The 20,918-nt window shown below is 59.0% G+C and carries 16 protein-coding genes; 12 read left to right on the plus strand and 4 right to left on the minus strand.

Translation table 11 applies throughout. From position 1 onward, the window contains the following. Positions 1–1,360 (plus strand): flagellar biosynthesis protein FlhF (locus tag CINSTRO3249_RS02600; RefSeq protein WP_254304262.1); only part of this gene is annotated, 1,360 nt, incomplete at its 5' end. Here the strand turns inward: CINSTRO3249_RS02600 and CINSTRO3249_RS02605 are convergent. Then, positions 1,328–1,654 (minus strand): PAS domain-containing protein, encoded by a 327-nt coding sequence (locus CINSTRO3249_RS02605; RefSeq protein ID WP_074012058.1) that lies wholly within the window; start codon positions 1,652–1,654, stop codon positions 1,328–1,330. The two genes, CINSTRO3249_RS02600 and CINSTRO3249_RS02605, sit on opposite strands and share 33 nt — an antisense overlap. Positions 1,655–1,944: 290 nt before the next feature. On the opposite strand from CINSTRO3249_RS02605, the gene CINSTRO3249_RS02610 reads away from it, so the two are divergent. Continuing rightward, complete coding sequence (locus tag CINSTRO3249_RS02610) at positions 1,945–3,219, plus strand: acid phosphatase (protein WP_084790100.1); 1,275 nt, start codon at positions 1,945–1,947, stop codon at positions 3,217–3,219. A gap of 6 nt (positions 3,220–3,225) precedes the next feature. On the opposite strand, the gene CINSTRO3249_RS02615 is transcribed toward CINSTRO3249_RS02610, so the two are convergent. Further along, the gene (locus CINSTRO3249_RS02615) at positions 3,226–4,074 is read right to left on the minus strand and encodes a MurR/RpiR family transcriptional regulator (RefSeq protein ID WP_074012060.1); all 849 of its coding nucleotides are present in this window, start codon (positions 4,072–4,074) and stop codon (positions 3,226–3,228) included. Between the two features lie 143 nt (positions 4,075–4,217). Here CINSTRO3249_RS02615 and murQ point away from each other — a divergent pair, with 143 nt between their 5' ends. From murQ to tadA, 4 genes are all read left to right on the plus strand, one after another. After that, positions 4,218–5,120, plus strand: a complete 903-nt coding sequence (murQ, locus tag CINSTRO3249_RS02620) for an N-acetylmuramic acid 6-phosphate etherase (RefSeq protein WP_074012061.1) — start codon at positions 4,218–4,220, stop codon at positions 5,118–5,120. A gap of 181 nt (positions 5,121–5,301) precedes the next feature. Next, positions 5,302–6,678 carry a PTS transporter subunit EIIC gene (locus CINSTRO3249_RS02625; protein ID WP_074012062.1) on the plus strand — a complete coding sequence of 459 codons (1,377 nt, stop codon included), beginning with the start codon at positions 5,302–5,304 and terminating at the stop codon, positions 6,676–6,678. 3 nt (positions 6,679–6,681) lie between these two features. Further along, a complete protein-coding gene (gene yfhb / locus CINSTRO3249_RS02630; RefSeq protein ID WP_074012063.1) occupies positions 6,682–7,320 on the plus strand; it encodes a phosphatidylglycerophosphatase C in 639 nt (212 codons plus the stop codon). Between the two features lie 66 nt (positions 7,321–7,386). After that, positions 7,387–7,899, plus strand: coding sequence for a tRNA adenosine(34) deaminase TadA (tadA, locus tag CINSTRO3249_RS02635; RefSeq protein WP_074012064.1), 513 nt, complete (start codon positions 7,387–7,389; stop codon positions 7,897–7,899). A 291-nt stretch (positions 7,900–8,190) separates the two neighbouring features. Here the strand turns inward: tadA and mltF are convergent, their stop codons facing one another. Then, a complete protein-coding gene (gene mltF / locus CINSTRO3249_RS02640) occupies positions 8,191–9,678 on the minus strand; it encodes a membrane-bound lytic murein transglycosylase MltF (protein ID WP_084790101.1) in 1,488 nt (495 codons plus the stop codon). A gap of 292 nt (positions 9,679–9,970) precedes the next feature. Between mltF and purL the strand changes: the two genes are divergently transcribed. The 6 genes from purL (at position 9,971) to glyA (ending at position 20,361) form a co-directional block, all read left to right on the plus strand. Further along, entirely contained in the window at positions 9,971–13,858 is a 3,888-nt protein-coding gene (purL, locus tag CINSTRO3249_RS02645; protein ID WP_074012066.1) for a phosphoribosylformylglycinamidine synthase, read from the plus strand. A 925-nt stretch (positions 13,859–14,783) separates the two neighbouring features. After that, on the plus strand, positions 14,784–16,217 hold the full coding sequence (locus CINSTRO3249_RS02650) for a sensor histidine kinase (protein WP_074012067.1): 1,434 nt from the start codon (positions 14,784–14,786) through the stop codon (positions 16,215–16,217). Positions 16,218–16,220: 3 nt separating this feature from the next. Continuing rightward, entirely contained in the window at positions 16,221–17,069 is an 849-nt protein-coding gene (locus CINSTRO3249_RS02655; protein ID WP_074012068.1) for a hypothetical protein, read from the plus strand. Then, positions 17,066–18,403, plus strand: a complete 1,338-nt coding sequence (gene glrR, locus CINSTRO3249_RS02660; RefSeq protein ID WP_074012069.1) for a two-component system response regulator GlrR — start codon at positions 17,066–17,068, stop codon at positions 18,401–18,403. The genes CINSTRO3249_RS02655 and glrR overlap by 4 nt, the downstream gene beginning before the upstream one ends. A gap of 59 nt (positions 18,404–18,462) precedes the next feature. Next, positions 18,463–18,849, plus strand: coding sequence for a nitrogen regulatory protein P-II (gene glnB / locus CINSTRO3249_RS02665; protein ID WP_074012070.1), 387 nt, complete (start codon positions 18,463–18,465; stop codon positions 18,847–18,849). A gap of 258 nt (positions 18,850–19,107) precedes the next feature. Next, positions 19,108–20,361 carry a serine hydroxymethyltransferase gene (glyA, locus tag CINSTRO3249_RS02670; RefSeq protein ID WP_074012071.1) on the plus strand — a complete coding sequence of 418 codons (1,254 nt, stop codon included), beginning with the start codon at positions 19,108–19,110 and terminating at the stop codon, positions 20,359–20,361. Positions 20,362–20,549: 188 nt separating this feature from the next. Here the strand turns inward: glyA and CINSTRO3249_RS02675 are convergent, their stop codons facing one another. After that, on the minus strand, positions 20,550–20,804 hold the full coding sequence (locus CINSTRO3249_RS02675) for a hypothetical protein (protein WP_074012072.1): 255 nt from the start codon (positions 20,802–20,804) through the stop codon (positions 20,550–20,552). Between the last annotated feature and the right edge of the window lie 114 nt (positions 20,805–20,918).

A 20,918-nucleotide genomic window follows, 5' to 3' on the forward strand; every position in this document is an offset into this window, starting at 1 on the left:
CATAGGTATCTACACATTTATCGTGATACCTGTTATTACTTTGCAGAATGATTTCAACCTATCTGTTGGCGGGATTGACTCTCGCCTTACCCGCCGATATCAGACGCTGGTTAAACAGCATATGACGCCCGCGGCTCTTCTTGCTTCTGCGGTTAAAGACCTCGCAAGTGCTCAAAAATCAACTTTCGCAACTACCCAAGCTGTCTGGCGTTTTCTGAATAATAAGCGAATTAGCTTCAGTCAACTCAATGAGCCAATTATTTCGCTAGCACTTGAGCAAATTTCGCTTAGCCCGCATCCATACGCTCTCGTTGTTCATGATTGGTCACGTTTACAATTTCTTTACCATCATGCCAAATACGGACGCTTAAAAATGACGCACGGTGGCGATGTTGGATATGAACTTCAAAGCAGCTTGCTGGTTGATGCTGGCACGGGTTTGCCAATAGCGCCTCTATCTCAGACACTTACCGATGCAACCGGTTGTCATTCAACGTTGGCGGAAGGACTGTCCGAACGGCAGACACATATGGACGCCTTGACGACCGATATTGCCCGTGTGGAATCGCTTAATATAGGTAAAAAGCTGATTCATATAATTGATAGAGAGGGTGACTCTATTGGACATATGCGGACGTTGAGTACTCAAGGAATATGCTGGCTTATCCGAGGAAAAGAAGGACATGGTGCAGAGTGGCAAGGTAATTCATTGAAAATTGGTGAGATTGCTGCTCTTCTGCCATACAACGGATGCGGACAGGTAGACTGGAAAGGGAAAAAAGCTGATATGGAAATCAGTGAAACCTCGATAGTCATAACCCGAGCTGCGCAGCAGAAGCGTAAAGATAAAGAAACCGGCCGCCGCATAAAAATCCAACCTGGAGAGCCTCTGACGGTCAGATTGGTTGTTGTTCGGCTTACGGATGATCTCGGTAATGTGGTGGGACGCTGGACGCTGCTTACAAACGTTTGCAGCGAGATCACCTGCGAGGAAGTAGCTCGTTGGTATTACTGGCGCTGGAATATTGAATCATTTTTTAAGTTGCTGAAAGGTGCCGGACATGACGTAGAAACATGGCTTCAGCGCAGCGCGCCAGCCGTACTACGCAGGTTGTTAATAGCCAGTATGGCTGCTGTTCTGGTATGGCGGCTGCAACGCGCTGAAGGAGAAGAAAATGCGGCAGCCCGCCAGCTGATATGTCGCTTGTCAGGACGACAGCAAAAGCGAGGCCGCAGAGAGAGCGCTCCTGCTCTGCTCGCTGGCCTATCCATCTTGTTGAATACACTAAAATTATTATCGGAATATAGTCTGGAAGAACTTACTCATTTAGCGAGAGTTGCTCTTAAGCCTCCTCCCTGATGTGTAGATACCTATGCCCTCAGGGCTGGCCTGCGCTTTTCTGTCGTGCGCCTGATAGTCGGCGGCGAATTCCGCCCAAGGCGTCGGAAATTCACCGTCCAGACGGCCCTCGAAATCGAAGCCGACGGGAATATTGGCAAAATCCTGCCCCGCCTGGTTGATATAGACGTAACGTGAATCGTGACTTTTCAATGCCCACGGCAGGGGGGCGTTTTCCATTAATGCTAATAGCGGTAGCTGATTGAGTGTTTCCCGGGTAAGCGCGGCGGACAATCCTTTGTCGTGTTGCTCCATGAGGGTGCCTCCTTGGCAATCGTTAGCCTGCTTAGGAAATGCCAAACTATTTACAAGAGTAACGATTACATAAATGCTAAGGCGGATAAAGAGTACTGTCCCCTTACTTCAAAGCGTAACGTTGAGGGGGCCAAAAAGCCGGTTAAGCCTTGTCCGGCGGCCCGTGGCTTAACGACAACCGCAACGGCTGTTGCTCCGCCTGCAGAAATGAGACTGACATAAAACCGTCATATTACGGGCATAACATGACCAAAAGTTCTCTATTTCCCTTTACTGAGAAGGAATTCCCCATGTTTTTGTTACGCTTTCCCGCGCTAATGTGTGTTTTGTTTCTCCCTTATGGCGTACTGGCGCAGCCTGCCACAGATGCCACTGTGCCGCAAACCCTGGAGGCGACGACCCTTGCCAATAGCCAGCCTGGATTTGCGACGCTTGCGTCGAATGTGGTTGACCATCTGCGCCGTGCGCTCGCGGGGGATGGCGGCAAATTGGTCCGCGCCCATCTGGACGACGCCGATCAGACGCCGCAACAGGCCGACAACGCCTGGCTGCGGCAGAGCGGCTATGATTTTGCCTACCCCGCCAATCAGCAAGCGGGTATCGCACTGCTGGAAAGTTTCAATGCCCTCTCACCGGCCGTCCAGCAGCAAAGTCTGGCTACCGTGACGCAAATTAATCAAAACGCCACCCACGGCATGCGTCAGCAGGCCTTGGTGGATGCCGAGGGCATTCCCTATCTCTATTTTCTGGCGGATGCGCTCGGACCACGTCTGGGGGAGGCCTTTATCAACGCCTATGATAAAGGGGAGCTCAGTAAGGCGGCCGCCTTAATCAAAGCCAGCGAAGTCAGCACCTCGGCGGCGAAGAAACATTTCAATTATTCGCGGCCGTTTCTCCGCCCGGGTAACCACATCTTGCCGGTACCGGATGACATTGTGGTGCGTGACAACCATCCCTACACCGCCGACGGCGGCGCATTTCCCAGCGGGCATACCAACACCGGTTACACTGATGCGTTATTGATGGCGGAAATGATCCCGGAACGCTTCGTCACGCTGGTCGATCGCGGCGCGAAGTATGGCTACTCCCGACTGGTGTTGGGAGTACATTATCCGCTGGACGTGATAGGCTCGCGGATGGTGGCGGAGCGCAATGTCGCCCATTATCTCAACGATCCGGCTTACCGGGCGTTATTTGACCAGGCCAGAAATCAATTGCGCGGCGCGCTGGAGAAAGAGTGTGGTACCACCATCGCCCAATGCGCGCAGAGCGCTCAGGGAGACGATCCGTATACCCAGGGCGGCATGACGGCATTTTACCGCTATACCATGACGTATCGCCTTCCGCGCGCCGAGGTGACCACCATGCAGGCGGTGACCGTGCCCGAGGGGGCCGAGGTGCTGCTGGCGTTCCCGTTGCCCAATCTCAGCGCCAGCCAGCGCCGTGCGCTCATGGTGCGTACCATGATTGCCGACGGTTATCCGCTTTCAGGCGGTCAGGGGGAGCAAAATTTCTGGCAGCGGCTGAATCTGCATGAGGCCGTATTGCGCGCCCGCGCGGGTTAAGCGTGCTCAGGCCAGCTTTTTGACCAGCTCTTCACTGTGGCGGATGCGGTCGGGCGCGCGTGCCAAGTCCTGTTGCACCAGCCCCATAAACAACAGGTCGGTTAACGCTTGCTGCGCGATATTTGAGGAAATGGCCCCGCTGCGCTGGGCCTGCTGCTCTGACACGGTGTAAAGCGTCAAATCAGCATATTGTTGCAGTTCGTTGGGGGCGAAATTGGTGACCGCCATCACCCGAGCGCCCACCCGCAACGCCTCCTGCGCCGCCAGGTTGATTTCCCGCCGCGTGCCGCTAAAGGAAATGGCGAATAACAGATCGTCCGGCCCGAGCGCTTGCACCGTGGCCAGCAATACGTGCATGTCGTTTTCCGCCACCGCCGCCATGCCGATTTTCATCAATTTGTAGGAGAAATCGCGCGCCACCAGTCCCGACGCGCCGATGCCGACGATAATCACCCGCTTCGACCGTTGCAATATCTCCACCCCCTGGCGCAATTTATCTTCGCTGTTGATATCCAGCGTGCCGCGCAGGGCGGCTACTTTTTCCGCCAGCAGTTTTTCCCCGACGGTTTTGATAGGATCGTCGCTGAGGATTTGGTTATGCACCGGGATCGACGGCGGCTCCTGGCGATTAACCAGCGCTTCGCTCAATGCCAACTTCAGCGCGGTAAACCCTTTGTAGCCGAGCTTCTGGGCGAATTTCACTACGCTTGACTGGCTGACGCCGGTCATCTGTGCCACGCGCTGAGAGCTGAGATGGCGCGCCTCTTCGGTATGATGCAGTAAAAAATCCGCCAATTTCTGATCATTGCGCGACAAAGAGCGATAGAGCTGGCGTATTCGTAATAAACTGCTCATGGGCTGTTCTCCGGCGTCACGCCGTCGTGTCGGGATGATGGCAACGTACCCTGTTATCGGGCGGCGAGATTTCTCTCGCCTGCAAGAATTATCTATTCGATAATAGTGTTTATTATTTGAATTAAAAATTCAACGGTGGCTGCATGAATTTAGGGGCATTAGTATCGGAAACACGTCATCCAGACTCGATGGCGTTGGATACCTTATCGACGCTTGAGATGGTGACATTGTTTAACCAGCAGGACCGTCTGGTGCCTGAGGCCATCGCCACCGAATTGCCGGCGGTGGCTGCGGCCATTGACCGGGCGGCGCAGGCGCTGGGCGCCGGCGGGCGGCTTATCTATCTAGGGGCCGGAACCAGCGGCAGGCTAGGGGTGCTGGATGCATCGGAAATCCCCCCCACCTTTGGTGTGCCGCCTGAGAGGGTTATCGGCCTTATCGCCGGCGGCCCCGGCGCACTGCTTAAAGCGGTGGAGGGCGCGGAGGACGATAGGGAACTGGGGGTGCGCGATCTGCAACACCTCCGCCTTACCCCGACCGATATGGTGGTGGGGCTGGCGGCGTCGGGCCGGACGCCCTATGTGTTGGGCGCGTTGTGTTATGCCCGCGCGTTGGGCTGTGCCACCGTCGAGATTTCCTGTAATCCCGACTCGCCCATTGCCCAAGCGGCGGAGATCGCGATATCGCCGGTGGTGGGGCCTGAAGTGCTGACCGGCTCGACGCGCATGAAGTCCGGGACCGCGCAAAAACTGGTGCTGAATATGATTTCCACCGGCGCCATGGTTAAGCTGGGTAAGGTCTATCAAAACCTGATGGTGGATGTTCGGGCCACCAATGCCAAGCTACGCGATCGCGCTTGCCGCATTGTCGGCGAAGCGTGCGGGGTCGAGGCGGAGCAGGCGTCGGCAGCCCTGGCGCAGACCGACTATGACGTTAAACCGGCCATTCTGATGCTGCTTAGCGGCAAAAGCGCCGAGCAAGCGCAGGCGGCGCTGACGGCGCACGGAGGCTATCTGCGGGCGGCGCTGGCCGACATTCGCGCGTGACGGGGCGGCATGCGTTACCTGTCGCTGGGGCGTATGCCCTCTGCGTGGCCGCCTGGGGTGTGACGCAGCGTCGGTGCCAAGATGCGGTATGACGGTGTGCCGTGCGTGCACCGGCGAAAAGGACAATAGCTTTGTGCCGCCTGCAGGGGGCGCGCCAGCGTTAACGGGACGGGAGCCCATAATGCCACAAAGCGAAAACGTAGCGGCCGCGCTGCTGGCCGGTCTGGGCGGGGCGGACAACGTGCTGCGGCTTGAAAATTGCATGACCCGGGTGCGAGTGGAAGTGCTCGATGACCGGCGAGTGGATGTGGCGGCGCTGAAACGGGTGGAGGGCGTTAAAGGCTATGTCCTGCAAGGACGGCAACATCAGCTCATCGCCGGACCGGGCGCCGCGGCGAAGATTGTTGACGCTATGCGCCGCCTCATGCCTGACGCGTCGGCTGCACCGCTCGGCTCCGGGGCCGCGGAGAGCGCGGTGCAAACGCGGCAGCGCATTAAAACGCGTTACGCGACCCCCGTCAGTGGCGCCTTGCGCCAATTGGCTGACGTGTTTATTCCGCTCATCCCGGCGTTTATCGCCTCCGGACTGATTACGGGACTGGTCAATCTTTTGACGCGCTCGGACGTCAGCGGCGATATTGCGCGGCACTATCCCAACGTGATCGGGCTGCTGGCGCTGTTCGGTAGCGCGATATTCACCATCATGACTATTTTGGTGGGGGTGAACGCGGCGCGGGTGTTCGGCGGTTCACAGGCCATGGGCGGTGTGATGGCCGCCATCCTGAGCAGCCCTGGCCTGGCGCAGATACAGCTTTTCGACCAGCCGCTACAGCCCGGTCGCGACGGTGTCATTGCCGTCTTGCTGGTGGTGGCCCTGATATGCTGGGTGGAAAAAGCGTTGCGGCGCCGCTTGCCCGAGTCGATTGAGCTGATAGTTAATCCGCTTCTGACTACACTGATAACTGCATCGCTGGCGATAGTGGTGCTACAACCGCTCGGCGGGGCTGTCTCGGACGCTATCGCCCACGGCGTGAATGTGGCGATTGATCGGGGCGGCATGGCGGTCGGCGCAGTACTGGCGGGCAGCTTTTTGCCGCTGGTGCTGACCGGCTTGCATCAGGGAATGGTGCCGCTGCACGTGGAGCTTATCCAAGCCCACGGCGTGAATCCGTTGCTGCCGATCCTGGCCATGGCCGGGGTAGGTCAGGTGGGCGCGTCCTTGGCCGTGCTGCTGAAAACCCGCAGTGCCCGACTGAAAAAAGTGCTGAAAGCCGCCTTGCCCGTGGGTGTCCTCGGCATCGGCGAGCCGCTGATTTTCGGCGTCACGCTGCCGCTGGGACGTCCGTTTGTCGCCGCCTGCCTCGGCGGGGCGGTCGGCGGCGCGGTGATAAGTTATCTCAAGGTAGCGACGCTTATCACCTTTGGCCTGTCGGGATTGCCGCTGGCGCTGACCATCGTCACCGGGAAGGTCGCGGCCTATTTGCTGGGGTGGGCGGCTGCCGTGGCGGCGGGATTTATCTTTACCTGGCTGATTGGATTTAAGGATCCGGAGGAGTAGCTTTTGACTGACCCAACCGCCCGGCGTGTGGTGTTTTTTGATTTGGACGGCACGTTACATCAGCAGGATATGTTTGGCTGCTTCCTGCGCTATCTGCTGGCGCATCTGCCGCTGAATGTCCTATTAGTGATCCCCGTTCTGCCGGTGGTAGTGCTTGGGCTGCTGGTCAAGGGCCGTTCGGCCCGCTGGCCGATGAGCCTGCTGCTGTGGTCGATTACCTTCGGCCATAGCGAGGCGCGGTTGCAGGCTCTGGAGGCGCGGTTTGCGGCTGTTTTCCGCCGCCGCGTGCGGCGTTTCCCGCAGGTGCTGGCGCGCCTGGACGACTATCTCGCCAGTCACGATGCCCAGGTGTGGCTGATTACCGGCTCGCCGGAGTCGCTGGTGGAGAAGGTTTACCACGACGCGGTATTTTTGCCCCAGGTGCGGCTTATCGGCAGCCGGATGCACCGGCGTTACGGCGGCTGGATACTGACGCTGCGCTGTCTCGGGCATGAGAAAGTGGCGCAATTGGAGCGCGAATTGGGCATCCCGTTGAAATTGTACAGCGGCTATAGCGATAGCATTCACGACAGTCCGCTGCTTTATTTTTGCCAATACCGCTGGCGGGTAACGCACGATGGCCAACTCAAGCAGCTGGATTGATTTTGCCTTCCTTCTCTTTTCCCGCGCCGGTATACTCCGCGGCGGTTATCAGCCGGGAGGGCAGTCATGAGCGAGCGCAGCGATGAAATATGGATGCGTCACGCCCTGATGTTGGCCGGGCGCGCGGAAGCCGAAGGCGAGGTGCCGGTCGGTGCGGTTTTGGTGCTAAACGGCGCGATTATCGGCGAAGGCAGGAACCGTTCCATCGGCCATCACGATCCCACCGCCCATGCCGAAATCATGGCGCTGCGCCAGGGGGGGCAACAGGCGGGTAATTATCGTTTGCTGAAGGCGACCTTGTACGTGACCCTGGAACCCTGCGTGATGTGCGCGGGCGCGATGATCCACGCCCGTATCGGCCGCCTGGTGTTCGGCGCGCGGGACGAGAAAACCGGCGCTGCGGGATCGCTGATGGATGTGCTCAGTCATCCGGGTATGAATCATCGAATTGAGCTTACCGGCGATGTGCTGGCGCAGGCGTGCGCCGCCCAGCTCAGCGATTTTTTCCGCCGCCGCCGGGCGCAGCAAAAGGCGCAGCGGCAGGCGCTGAAACTGCCGCCGCCCGACCCACCCATATAACGGCGTAAACCGGCCGCTGCCGGAGCAACCGCTTAACGGGTTGTAGGGTCGCTGTCAGACGAGCCCATATCACGGCGTAAACCGGCCGCTGCCGGAGCAATCGCGTAACGGGTTGCAGGGTCGCTGTCAGGCGAGCCTGTATAACAGCGTGTTGCAGCCGCGGTAAGGGGCAGAATTAAATGACGCAGAGCCTATCGCCGCTCGCCAGACCCTTCTCACGGCGCTCAGCGCCGCTCGTGGAGCTTTGCCGTCGGGCGTCTCGGCCGCTGACCAATGGTGCCCGTACGGTCGTCAAGGGCGCGCGGCAGCGCTGGCCGGCGCCAGCGCGCGCAGATCTTCCGTTGTCACGACCGGGTAGGCGTTGGCGGGATCGGCATTCCAGGCCGCCAGCTGCGCCGCCTTTTTCTCTTTTTCCTGCAGGTAACCTACCAGGCTGATTTCATAGCGGCGGATGTTTTCCACGTAATTGTACGCCTGCTGGCCGCGGGCATAGCCGTATAGGGTTTGCTTGTAGTAGCGCGGCTGGCTCAGCATCGGCAACCGCAGCTTCACATCGACCCAGCTGTCGGCATTACCTTGCTGCTTCGCCGTCAGGGCGCGTGCGTCCAGCATATGGGCATAGCCCATATTATACGCCGCCAGGGCAAACCAGATCTTTTCATCCTCGGGGATGCTGTCCGGCACCCGCTGCATCATGCGCGACAAATACAAGGCGCCGCCGCGCACGCTTTGTTCCGCGTTGGTCCTATCGCCGATGCCCAGACTGTCGGCGGTGAGACGGGTAAGCATCATTAGTCCGCGTACCCCCGTGGCCGACGTGGCCAGCGGATCCCAATGGGATTCCTGATAGGAAATGGCCGCCAGCAACTTCCAGTCGATATCGCGAGCATACCGTTCAAACAGCGGTTGCAGCGCCGGCAAGGTGGCATCGATAGCGTTAAGGAAGGTTTTGGTATCGACGTAATCAAAACCGCCAACGTGGCCGAGATATTTTTCCTCCAGCCGCGCCATGATGCCGTTGTCGTTCAATTGGCTGAAGAAATCCAGCAGCGCGGCCGACAGCCCCTCGCTATCGCTGCGCCGCAGATACCAGGTGGCCGGCTCTTCCTCGGTAATGTCAAATGCCACCGCCAACTGGGGATGCACCCGCTGCAGCAGCCCGACGGTGGCGGAGTCGGCCAGCGTATACTCCAGCTTGCCATCGGCGACTTTTTCCAGCAGCGACCGGCTGCTGAGATCGGAGGATACTTCCCAGGCGAGCTGCGGATACTGCTTCTTTTTCAACTGACGAAGCTGGGAAATTTGCGCTGAACCTGACGCCACCGCCAGCCGCCCGCGCAAATCGCCCAGATTTTTCGGCCGCGGCTGGCCCAGACGATACACCAACTGCTGCGAAACCGAGTAGTAGGAGGGACCGACGGTGAATCGGTTCAATCGCTCGGCATTGTAAATTAGGCTGGCCGCCAGAATATCGGCGTTGTCATTATCCAAATCGTCAAACAGCTGATTCAGGTTGCTGCGCACGCGGACCTTGAGGGTAACGCCAAGGTAATCGGCAAAGCGTTGCGCCAGGTCGAAATCAAAGCCCGCCGGTTGATGATTGACGCGATAATAGCTCAGCGGCGCGTCAAGGGTGCTGATACGAAGTTCGCCGCGCGCTTTAATAGCCGCCAGGCTATCCTGATGGGCGTTTCGCCAAGGGACGGTAGTCCAGAGGGCCCAGGTGAGCAAAATGGCGATAAGGCCGATGATAAAATAATTTAATTTGAACCGCTTCAAAGCGTTATCTCGTGCCGGAGGCAGGCCTCGCTGTCGTTAACGGCAACATTATTATGGTTTTTTCTCCGAACAGGAGGGCATTTTGCGCAACAAAGCGCCAACGTGCAACAAGATTGATGCATGTCCGCGTCCGGGCGAGGGGAAATAAAGGATGAAAGAATAACTGCGCAAACGGTTTCGTCCGCAGCCGGGATTCTCTATAATGACGCGCGTTTTCCCCTGTTGTTGCGCCCCATGAATGGTCGAGCCACACACCTGCGGCCGGCGGTTCAAAGACGAGAGATCTGTTACTATGGAAATATTGCGCGGTTCGCCCGCTCTGTCCGCATTTCGCATTAATAAGCTGCTGGTTCGCTGCCGGGACGCCCGACTGGCGGTCGACGATATCTATGCCGAATACATCCACTTCGCCGATGTCAGCGCAGCGCTCGATGAGGATGCGTCAAGCCGGCTGCAGCGGCTTTTGAAATACGGTCCCTCTCTCGCCGAACATCAGCCGAAAGGGCGGCTGATGCTGGTCACGCCGCGGCCCGGAACGCGCTCTCCCTGGTCGTCAAAGGCGACCGATATTGCCCACAACTGCGGCCTGGCGCAGATAAAACGTCTGGAACGCGGTCTGGCCTATTATATTCAGGCGCCTCAATTAAGTGAGCCGCAGTGGGGGCAACTCGCCGCCCTGTTGCACGACAGGATGATGGAAACGGTATTTACCCGCCTGGAAGAGGCAGCGGCGCTGTTTGCCCAGCACGCGCCGGCGCCGGTAACGCTGGTGGACGTGTTGGGCGAGGGGCGCGGCGCGCTGGAGGCGGCAAATCTGGCGCTAGGTCTGGCGCTGGCGCAGGACGAAATCGACTATCTATTCGCGGCGTTCACCCGTCTGGGGCGTAACCCCAGCGATGTCGAACTCTACATGTTCGCACAGGCCAACTCCGAGCATTGCCGGCATAAAATCTTCAACGCCGATTGGGTGATCGACGGCCAGCCGCAGGCCAAGTCGCTGTTCAAGATGATTAAAAATACCTTCGAGCAGACCCCCGACTATGTGTTATCGGCCTACAAAGACAATGCCGCGGTGATGGAGGGATCGGCGGTAGGGCGTTTCTTCCCCGACGCGCAGGCGGGGCGCTATGACTATCATCAGGAAGCGGCGCATATTTTAATGAAGGTCGAAACCCATAACCATCCGACCGCCATCTCGCCCTGGCCCGGCGCCGCCACCGGCTCCGGTGGTGAAATCCGCGATGAAGGCGCCACCGGCCGCGGCGCCAAGCCGAAAGCCGGTCTGGTCGGGTTCTCGGTTTCCAATTTACGCATTCCCGGCTTTGAACAGCCCTGGGAAGAAGACTTCGGCCGCCCCGAGCGTATTGTCAGCGCGCTGGATATCATGACCGACGGCCCCCTGGGCGGCGCGGCGTTCAATAACGAATTCGGCCGTCCGGCGCTGACCGGCTATTTCCGCACCTATGAAGAGCGCGTGGACAGCCATAACGGCGTGGAGCTGCGCGGTTACCATAAACCCGTCATGCTGGCCGGCGGCATTGGCAATATTCGCGCCTCGCACGTGCAAAAAGGCGACATCAGCGTAGGCGCCAAGCTTCTCGTTTTGGGCGGTCCGGCGATGAATATCGGCCTTGGCGGCGGCGCGGCCTCGTCGATGGCCTCCGGTCAGTCCGATGCCGATTTGGATTTCGCCTCGGTGCAGCGCGACAATCCTGAAATGGAACGCCGCTGTCAAGAGGTCATCGATTGCTGCTGGCAGCGGGGCGAAGACAACCCGATTCTGTTTATCCATGACGTGGGCGCCGGCGGCCTGTCCAACGCCATGCCGGAGCTGGTCAGCGACGGCGGACGCGGCGGACGTTTTCAGCTGCGCGAAATACCCAATGACGAGCCGGGCATGAGCCCGCTTGAAGTCTGGTGTAATGAATCGCAGGAACGCTACGTTATGGCGGTCGCCCCGGAGCGGCTGGCGGAATTTGACGCCATTTGCCGCCGTGAGCGCGCGCCCTATGCAGTGATAGGCGAGGCGACCGACGCGTTGCATCTCAGCCTGGACGACGCGCATTACGACAACCGGCCGATTGATTTGCCGCTGGATGTCTTGCTCGGCAAGACGCCGAAGATGCAGCGGGAAGCCGTCAGTTTGCAGGCCGCCGGCCACCCGCTGAACCGCGATGGCATCACGCTTGCCGAGGCGATTAACCGCGTATTGCATTTGCCGGCGGTGGCGGAAAAAACCTTTCTTATCACCATTGGCGATCGTAGCGTGACCGGAATGGTCGCGCGCGATCAAATGGTCGGCCCGTGGCAGGTGCCGGTGGCGGATTGCGCCGTGACCACCGCCAGTCTGGATAGCTACTACGGCGAAGCAATGTCGCTGGGTGAGCGCGCGCCGGTCGCGCTGCTAGATTTTGCCGCCTCCGCCCGTCTGGCGGTAGGCGAGGCGCTGACTAACCTGGCCGCCACGCATATCGGCGATATCAAGCGGGTGAAACTCTCCGCCAACTGGATGGCCGCTGCGGGTCATCCCGGTGAAGATGCCGGCCTGTATCAGGCGGTGAAAGCGGTGGGCGAGGAGCTCTGTCCGGCGCTGGGGCTCACCATCCCGGTGGGTAAAGATTCCATGTCGATGAAAACCCGCTGGCAGCACGGGGCCGAAACACGGGAAATGACGGCGCCGCTGTCGCTGGTCATTACCGCCTTCGCCCGCGTGGAAGACGTCCGCGCTACCGTGACGCCGCAATTGCAGCCGGCGCGCGCTAATGCGCTGTTGCTCATCGATCTGGGCGCCGGCCATCAGGCGTTGGGCGCTACCGCCCTGGCCCAGGTGTATCGCCAGCTCGGGGATGATACCGCTGACGTGCGCGACGCCGGTCAGCTGGCCGCCTTTTTCCGCGTCATGCAACAACTGGTAGCGCAGGGGCGACTGCTGGCTTATCACGACCGCGCCGACGGCGGCTTGCTGGTGACGCTGGCGGAAATGGCGTTTGCCGGTCACTGCGGTATCGATGCCGACATTGGCCCGCTGGGAGATGATGCGCTGGCCGCCCTGTTCAATGAAGAGCTGGGGGCGGTAATCCAGATCGACGCGGCCGATCGCGACGCGGTTACGGCGCTGTTCCACCAGGAGGGTCTGGCGGATTGCCTGCACTATCTGGGGACGGCCCAGCCCGGCGACCGTTTTATCCTGCGCGCCGGCGAGCGTTCGCTGTACAGTGAAAGCCGTACCACCCTAAGAACCTGGTGGGCGGAAACCAGCTGGCAGATGCAGCGGCTGCGTGATAATCCCGAAAGCGCCGATCAGGAACACGCCGCCCGTCAGGACGACAACGATCCGGGCCTGACGGTGGCCTTGAGCTTTGATCCTGCCGATGATATTGCCGCGCCGTTTATCGCCAAGGGCGCGCGGCCGAAAGTCGCCGTGCTGCGGGAGCAGGGCGTGAACTCCCATGTGGAGATGGCGGCCGCGTTTCACCGCGCCGGGTTCGAGGCTATCGATGTGCATATGAGCGATTTGCTCACCGGCGCGCAAACCCTTGAGGGCTTCCATACGCTGGTGGCCTGCGGCGGTTTCTCCTACGGTGATGTGTTGGGCGCCGGGGAAGGTTGGGCGAAGTCAGTCTTGTTTAACCCGCGGGTGCGCGATGAGTTTGAGGCGTTTTTCCACCGCCCTCAAACCCTGGCGCTCGGGGTCTGCAATGGATGCCAGATGATGTCCAATTTGCGCGAACTGATCCCCGGCGCGGAGCTGTGGCCCCGTTTCGTGCGCAACAAGTCCGAGCGCTTTGAGGCCCGATTCAGCCTGGTCGAGGTGACGCAGAGCCCGTCGCTGCTGTTGCAGGGCATGGTCGGATCCCGTCTGCCTATTGCCGTCTCCCACGGCGAAGGGCTGGTGGAGGTGCGCGATGCGGCGCATCTGGCCGCAATTGAGCATGCGGGTCTGGTGGCCCTGCGCTACGTGGATAACTACGGCAAGGTCACCGAAAACTATCCCGCTAATCCGAACGGATCCCCTAACGGTATCACCGCCGTGACCAACGCCAGTGGACGCGTTACTCTGACCATGCCGCACCCTGAACGGGTTTTCCGCACCGTCAGCCACTCCTGGCACCCTGCAGAGTGGGGCGAGGACGGACCCTGGATGCGGCTGTTCCGCAACGCGCGCAAGCAGTTGGGCTAACGCGCAAGCAGTTGGGCTAATGCGCAAGCAACTGGGCTAATGCGCAAGCAACTGGGCTAACGCGCAAGCAACTGGGCTAACGCGCAAGCAACTGGGCTAACGCGCAAGCAACTGGGCTAACGCGCAAGCAACTGGGCTAACGCGCAAGCAACTGGGCTAACGCGTAAGCAACTGGGCTAACGCGTAAGCAACTGGGCTAACGCGCAAGCAACTGGGCTAACGCGCAAGCAACTGGGCTAACGCGCATAGGGGAGTCTGCGCCGGCTTATGGTCGGCGCACAGGCACCGCCCGGGTGTTTGCGGCGCTGCCTGTCGTGCAACCTGCAACGATGTTGGCTAAGGCCTGCATCTCACGCCGTCGCAGACGACGCTGGCGCGGCGCGAAAGTGCGGCGGAAAGAGGGGCGTGCGCCGAGTGTCGCTTTTTCCCCGCCAGCGGCTAGCAGTCTGTCGCCGATAAGAGACATTTATCTCTCTGATCTTTATTGTTTTATAGCAGAACATAATTTTGTGTCTCCCGCAGGAGACAATTTCAATTGCTTTGCCAGAAGATGCCGCCTTAAGTCTGGAGTAAAAGGAATTAAAAACACTTAATAATCAAATATATGACAGTAATATTGGCGGTTTGGCACGGTTTCTGCTATATCTAAAACAGTCGCTCATTCACCTTGATATGACAGCGTCACATGCAAGGCAATACGACCGCTCCATAACTGCCGAATGATGCCAATGTACGGTGCCTACCGTCCAACGTAACAGTTAATCGCTGACTTAGCGGTGTTAACGACCACAGGGCGACACGTTGAGTGAGGCACCCCCTATCTTACATTCAAGGCACTTGACCTCCGGGCAAGTGCCTTTTTTGTTCTTTCCCTGTTGGCAACAGTCGGCTAGCATCGAGGCCTATCCCTATTCCTCTGAGGACGATGACCGTGAACAAGTGGCGTCCGTTTCCCCGTTCGCTGCGCCAATTGGTTGTCCTGGCGTTCAGCCTGGTGTTACTGCCGCTACTGTTGCTGGCCTGGCAGGCTTGGCAAAGTCTGGATACCTTGAGCGAACAGGCGGCGGAAATTAACCGCTCGACGCTGGCGGACGCCCGGCGCAGTGAAAATATGACCGGTTTGGCGCTGGCAATGGAGCGCAGCTATCGTCAATATTGCGTCCTGGACGATCCCACACTGGCCCGCCTCTACCAAAACCAACGTCAGCAATACCGACAAACCCTTAGCGGCCGCGGCGATCTGCTGCCGGACCCGCGCTATCGTCAGCGGCTGGAAACCCTGCTGGCTGCCCTCGATCAACTTCATTGTGAGAACAGCGGCCCGGGCGGGCAGGCCTCGGCGCAGCTGGAAGCTTTTTCCCGCGCCAACGGCGAACTGGTACAGGCGACGCGCGAAAATATCTTTGCCCGCGAACGCCAGCTGCAGCAGGCTATCGCGGAGCAGGGCCGTTTTTTTGGCTGGCTGGCGCTATTGCTGTTTCTATTTAGTCTGACGCTGGTTTTCCTCTTTACCCGGATGATTATTGGTCCGGTGAAGCGGGTGGAAAATATGATAAACCGGCTGGGGGAAGGGCAAGCTCTGGCGGCGGATACGCCGTTTAGCGGGCCGCGTGAAATTCAGTCTCTGGCCCAGCGGATTATCTGGTTGCACGAGCGATTGGCCTGGCTGGAATCCCAGCGGCATGAATTCCTGCGCCATATTTCCCATGAATTGAAAACGCCGCTGGCCAGTCTGCGCGAGGGGGCGGAACTGCTGGCCGACGAGGTGGCGGGCCCGCTAAGCGCCGATCAGAAAGACGTGGTGGCAATTCTCGATAGCAGCAGCCGGCACCTGCAGCAACTTATCGAACAATTGCTGGATTACAATCGCCGGCTGGCGGACGGCCCTTCTTTTGCCGCCGATATCGATTTGGCGGCAATGGTGGCGTCGGTTATTGCCGCCCACAGTCTGCCGGCGCGCGCCAAGGGTATCCACAATCACGTGGCGCTTGAGGTGACGCATTGCCGCGCGCAGCCGGAGTTGCTAACACGGGTGTTGGATAATCTCTATTCCAATGCGGTGCACTACGGCCAGGAATCCGGTAACATCTGGATCCGAAGCCGCCTCAGCGGGCAGCGTATCCTGCTGGAGCTGGCCAATAGCGGGGCGCCCATTGCCGAGGCGGACAGAGCGCTGATTTTTGAGCCGTTTTACCAAGGCAGCATTCAGCGCAAAGGCGCGGTGAAAGGCAGCGGGCTGGGATTAAGCATCGCCCGGGATTGTATTCGCCGTATGCGGGGTGAACTCGATTTGGTCAGTGTAGATTACGCTGCGGTCTGCTTTCGCATTACCCTTCCTCTAACCGGTGAGAATCGTTAATACATGACTGGAGCAGCACGTTCACCGCGGCAGACCCCGCGCTTTTTCTCGCCGCGTTCGCCGGCCGACGCTCAACTGCGCACCGCGCTAATGGCGTTGCTGCTGCCGTTATTGCTCTCGGCCTGCCAGCAGCACAGCGGCCGGCACCCGTTGCTCAGCGAGGTGCCGGGACCTCATACCCATTTGGCGCCGTCAACGCTTGCCAAAGTGTGCGATAATATCTGGCAGGATGATGATGACAGGGTAAACAAGCCTGACTATTGGTTAAGCCTTATGGAATGCGCCTCACGCATGACGCCGGCGCAGGCGCGTGCTGAGGCATGGCGACACCAGGGTGAAAGCTGGCAGGATAGTTTTCGTCAGAGCATTTTGCTGGACGCTGCCGATAGTAATGTCGCCAGCCGGCGTCAGGCCTATCATCGCCTTTTAGGCTATCGCGACACTTTCCCGACCGGCATCTATCCGCTGTTTACCCTTTGGCGCCAACAGCAGGCGCTGCGGCTGGTGTTGGCCGATGAGCGCAGCCGTACTCAGCGTCAGCAGCAGGAAAGCGACAGGCAGATCCGCACGCTCACGGCGCGCGAGCAACAGCTAAACCAGCAACTGGCGACCACCACCCGTAAGCTGCAAAATCTCACCGACATTGAGCGGCGCCTGTCCTCGCGCAAATGGCAAACGTCGGAGGATGACGGCACCACGCCCCTGGATGGCGGTCACGGCAAAGCGGCGGCTGACAAGCGGCAGACGCAGGGGGCGATCGGTTCGCGCGCCGGCGGCGATGCGGCGAACGCGCGTCCCGCCGATGTCCTTCCTCCCGTTGCGGCCCCCGATGCCGGGGAGACACGGCAATGACGACCCGCAGACATGCCCGTTTATTGCTGGTGGATGACGATACCAGCCTGCTGAAATTGCTTGGCATGCGGCTGACCAGTGAAGGGTTCACCGTGACCACGGCGGAAAACGGCCAGGAGGCGCTACGACTGTTGCAACGTGGTGAAATTGACTTGGTCATCAGCGACTTGCGTATGGATGAGATGGACGGTATCGCGCTGTTCAGAGCCATACAGCAGCAGCAGCCAGGCTTGCCGGTGATTATTCTTACCGCTCATGGTTCGATCCCGGACGCGGTGTCGGCGACCCAGGAGGGGGTGTTCAGCTTTCTGACTAAACCGGTGGATCGCGACGCGCTGTATCGCGCCATTGATGGGGCGCTGGCGTTGACCCGTCCCGCCGGCGACGAACGCTGGCGGGAAACCATTGTCACCCGTAGCCCGCTCATGCTGCGCTTGCTGGAGCAGGCGAAGATGGTGGCCCAATCGGATGTCAGTATCCTGATTAGCGGTCAGAGCGGCACCGGTAAAGAGATCCTGGCGAAAGCAATCCACGCCGCCAGCCCGCGCGCTAATGCGTCCTTCGTCGCGATCAATTGCGGCGCGCTGCCGGAGCCCTTGCTGGAATCCGAGCTGTTCGGTCACGCCCGTGGCGCTTTCACCGGCGCGGTCAGCCAGCGTGAAGGGTTGTTTCAGACTGCCGATGGTGGCACGCTGTTTCTGGATGAAATAGGCGACATGCCGCTGTCGTTACAGGTTAAACTGCTTCGGGTGTTGCAAGAGCGCAAGGTGCGCCCGCTGGGCAGTGATCGCGACCGCGCTATCGATGTGCGTATATTGTCCGCCACCCACCGGGATTTGCCCAAGGCGATGGCGGCGGGGGAATTTCGCGAGGACTTGTATTATCGATTAAATGTCGTCAGCTTGAAACTGCCCGCCTTGCACGAGCGGGCGGAGGATATTCCCTTGCTGGCAGCGCATTTATTACGCCTGGCGGCGCAGCGCCATAAACCGTTTGTGCGCAGCTTTTCCGCGGATGCCATGAAAAGGCTGGTGGCTGCCGGTTGGCCCGGTAATGTACGCCAGCTGGTGAACGTGATAGAACAGTGTGTCGCGTTGACGTCTACGCCGGTCATCGGCGATGCGCTGGTGGCGCAGGCCTTGGCGGACGATACCACGGTGATGCCGACCTTCGCTGAGGCGCGTCATCAATTTGAGCTGCGCTATTTACGTAAGTTATTACAAATAACCCGTGGCAATGTGACGCAAGCCGCACGGATGGCGGGTCGCAACCGTACAGAATTTTATAAACTCCTGTCCCGCCATACGCTGGACCCGAATGATTTTAAACATTAATCGGCCCTCGTTTCGACGATTGACGGTGGGCGCCGGTAATCTGCTGAGTAGGTGAAGTAATGAAAAAAATTGATGCCATAATCAAACCCTTTAAACTGGACGATGTGCGCGAAGCGCTGGCTGAAGTTGGTATTACCGGCATGACGGTAACCGAAGTCAAAGGTTTCGGCCGCCAGAAGGGGCATACGGAACTGTATCGCGGTGCGGAATACATGGTGGATTTTCTGCCCAAGGTGAAAATCGAACTGGTGGTGCCGGATGATATCGTCGACAGCTGCGTCGATACCATTATGCATACCGCGCAGACCGGCAAGATCGGCGACGGCAAGATTTTTGTTTTCGACGTCGCGCGCGTGGTGCGCATTCGTACCGGCGGGCTATTTGAGGCTGCGGCCGGCTACCGGAAGCGAGCGCGGTGTAATTCCCGGCTATTCCCCTCCGGGTAAACAGCGGTTGCTGTGCGCGATACGGATTACGTCCACGCGGGCGGGCCGCATGAAATTTTCCTCCAGGGCGATGAAAATATTTCGTCATGCGGCGTAAGGCGCGACCACGGGCCGCATGCATCGTTATCAAGGGAATCGTTTGCGTAAAAAGCGGCGCTGGGCCCTATCGGAAGCCCGGCAAAAAAGATTACACTGACGGCCGGTCATTCCCCCTATTTTAATCGCCGTAGTTAGTTAGCTGAGAGTCAGGAGAAACAGATGTTAAAGCGTGATATGAACATTGCGGATTATGATGCCGAATTGTGGCAGGCAATGGAGCAGGAAGTGGTGCGCCAGGAAGAGCACATTGAACTGATTGCATCTGAAAACTACACCAGTCCGCGCGTTATGCAGGCGCAGGGCTCACAGCTGACCAATAAATACGCTGAAGGTTACCCAGGCAAGCGCTACTATGGCGGATGCGAATACGTTGATGTGGTAGAGCAACTGGCCATCGATCGTGCCAAAGCCCTGTTCGGCGCCGATTATGCCAACGTGCAGCCGCACTCGGGCTCCCAGGCCAACTTCGCCGTTTACACCACGTTGCTGCAACCGGGCGATACAGTACTGGGCATGAACCTCGCGCACGGCGGCCATTTGACCCACGGCTCCCCGGTCAACTTCTCCGGCAAGCTGTATAATATCGTACCTTACGGTATCGATGAGAGCGGTCATATCGATTATGACCAGCTGGCCGAGCTGGCGAAAACCCATCAGCCGAAAATGATCATCGGCGGCTTCTCCGCCTACTCCGGCGTGGTTGACTGGGCCAGAATGCGGCAGATTGCCGATAGCATCGGCGCTTATCTGTTTGTGGATATGGCGCACGTGGCGGGTCTGATTGCCGCCGGCGTGTATCCGAACCCGGTGCCCCACGCCCACGTCGTGACCACAACCACCCACAAAACACTGGCCGGCCCGCGCGGTGGTTTGATCCTGGCCAAGGGCGGTAGCGAAGAGCTTTATAAAAAGCTGAATTCCGCCGTATTCCCCGGCGCGCAGGGTGGCCCGTTGATGCATGTGATTGCCGCCAAGGCGGTGGCGCTGAAAGAGGCGATGGAGCCGGCGTTTAAAACCTACCAGCAGCAGGTGGCCAAAAACGCGAAAGCCATGGTAGAGGTTTTCTTGTCACGCGGTTTCAACGTTGTCTCCGGCGCGACCGATAATCACCTGTTCCTGCTGGACTTGGTGGATAAAAAACTGACCGGCAAAGAAGCGGATGCCGCCCTGGGCCGTGCCAATATTACCGTTAATAAAAACAGCGTGCCCAATGATCCGAAAAGCCCGTTCGTCACCTCAGGAGTGCGTATCGGTACGCCGGCAGTGACGCGCCGCGGTTTTACCGAGGCCGACGTACGCGATTTGGCGGGTTGGATGTGTGACGTGCTGGAAAATATCCATGACGACGCCGTCATCGAGCGCACTAAAAATAAAGTGCTGGATATCTGCGCCCGCCATCCCGTTTACGCGTGATGATGAGGCGGGCCGCCGGGATCCTGCCGGCGCCGCTGCGACCACGGATCACCGGCCGGCCCCCTTTGCGGGGCCGGTTTTTTTTTGCCCCGGCGTGGGGGTAGCCCGAATAACGCCCGATCTTTGATTTGTCTGGGGCGTGCGTTGTCACTCGGCGCGGCGTCTGGCCGACCGGAAAACAGCCGGATTCAGGATTCGAGCAAATCGCGGATCCGCTGACGTTGCGCCTGCGGTAGCGGCATGCGCACCTGCAGCAGCGGTGGTGAATACAAGGGCAGCTGCATTTGGAAAGGGGTAATTACCAGCACGGTATTTTTCGGCGCGCCGCGGGCCTGAAATTCGCTCACCGACTGGAATTTGATGTTCAGCGGCAACAGCGTCAGTTCCCGGATTTGCAGCTCCAGTTTACGCTCCTGCTCCCCCTCCGATCGTAAGCGCCCCATATAGGACGTCTTTCGATTTCGACAGGGATGATTAAGGATGGTGTCCACCTATTTTAAGTGGACACTATCTATGACAGAGCCCAAAAAACCGCGAGCCAACTACTCCATGGAGTT

Origin of the sequence: Candidatus Sodalis sp. SoCistrobi, assembly GCF_900143145.1 — a bacterium.
GTDB lineage: Bacteria > Pseudomonadota > Gammaproteobacteria > Enterobacterales > Enterobacteriaceae > SoCistrobi.

Bases quoted from the DNA above. Each gene is read 5' to 3' on its own strand.
- tadA (WP_074012064.1), top strand. From the start codon at position 7,387: ATGAGCGAGCGCAGCGATGAAATATGGATGCGTCACGCCCTGATGTTG.
- glrR (WP_074012069.1), top strand. From the start codon at position 17,066: ATGACGACCCGCAGACATGCCCGTTTATTGCTGGTGGATGACGATACC.
- CINSTRO3249_RS02610 (WP_084790100.1), top strand. From the start codon at position 1,945: ATGTTTTTGTTACGCTTTCCCGCGCTAATGTGTGTTTTGTTTCTCCCT.
- CINSTRO3249_RS02675 (WP_074012072.1), bottom strand. From the start codon at position 20,804: ATGGGGCGCTTACGATCGGAGGGGGAGCAGGAGCGTAAACTGGAGCTG.
- CINSTRO3249_RS02655 (WP_074012068.1), top strand. From the start codon at position 16,221: ATGACTGGAGCAGCACGTTCACCGCGGCAGACCCCGCGCTTTTTCTCG.
- purL (WP_074012066.1), top strand. From the start codon at position 9,971: ATGGAAATATTGCGCGGTTCGCCCGCTCTGTCCGCATTTCGCATTAAT.
- CINSTRO3249_RS02650 (WP_074012067.1), top strand. From the start codon at position 14,784: ATGACCGTGAACAAGTGGCGTCCGTTTCCCCGTTCGCTGCGCCAATTG.
- murQ (WP_074012061.1), top strand. From the start codon at position 4,218: ATGAATTTAGGGGCATTAGTATCGGAAACACGTCATCCAGACTCGATG.
- CINSTRO3249_RS02605 (WP_074012058.1), bottom strand. From the start codon at position 1,654: ATGGAGCAACACGACAAAGGATTGTCCGCCGCGCTTACCCGGGAAACA.
- glnB (WP_074012070.1), top strand. From the start codon at position 18,463: ATGAAAAAAATTGATGCCATAATCAAACCCTTTAAACTGGACGATGTG.
- CINSTRO3249_RS02615 (WP_074012060.1), bottom strand. From the start codon at position 4,074: ATGAGCAGTTTATTACGAATACGCCAGCTCTATCGCTCTTTGTCGCGC.
- CINSTRO3249_RS02625 (WP_074012062.1), top strand. From the start codon at position 5,302: ATGCCACAAAGCGAAAACGTAGCGGCCGCGCTGCTGGCCGGTCTGGGC.
- glyA (WP_074012071.1), top strand. From the start codon at position 19,108: ATGTTAAAGCGTGATATGAACATTGCGGATTATGATGCCGAATTGTGG.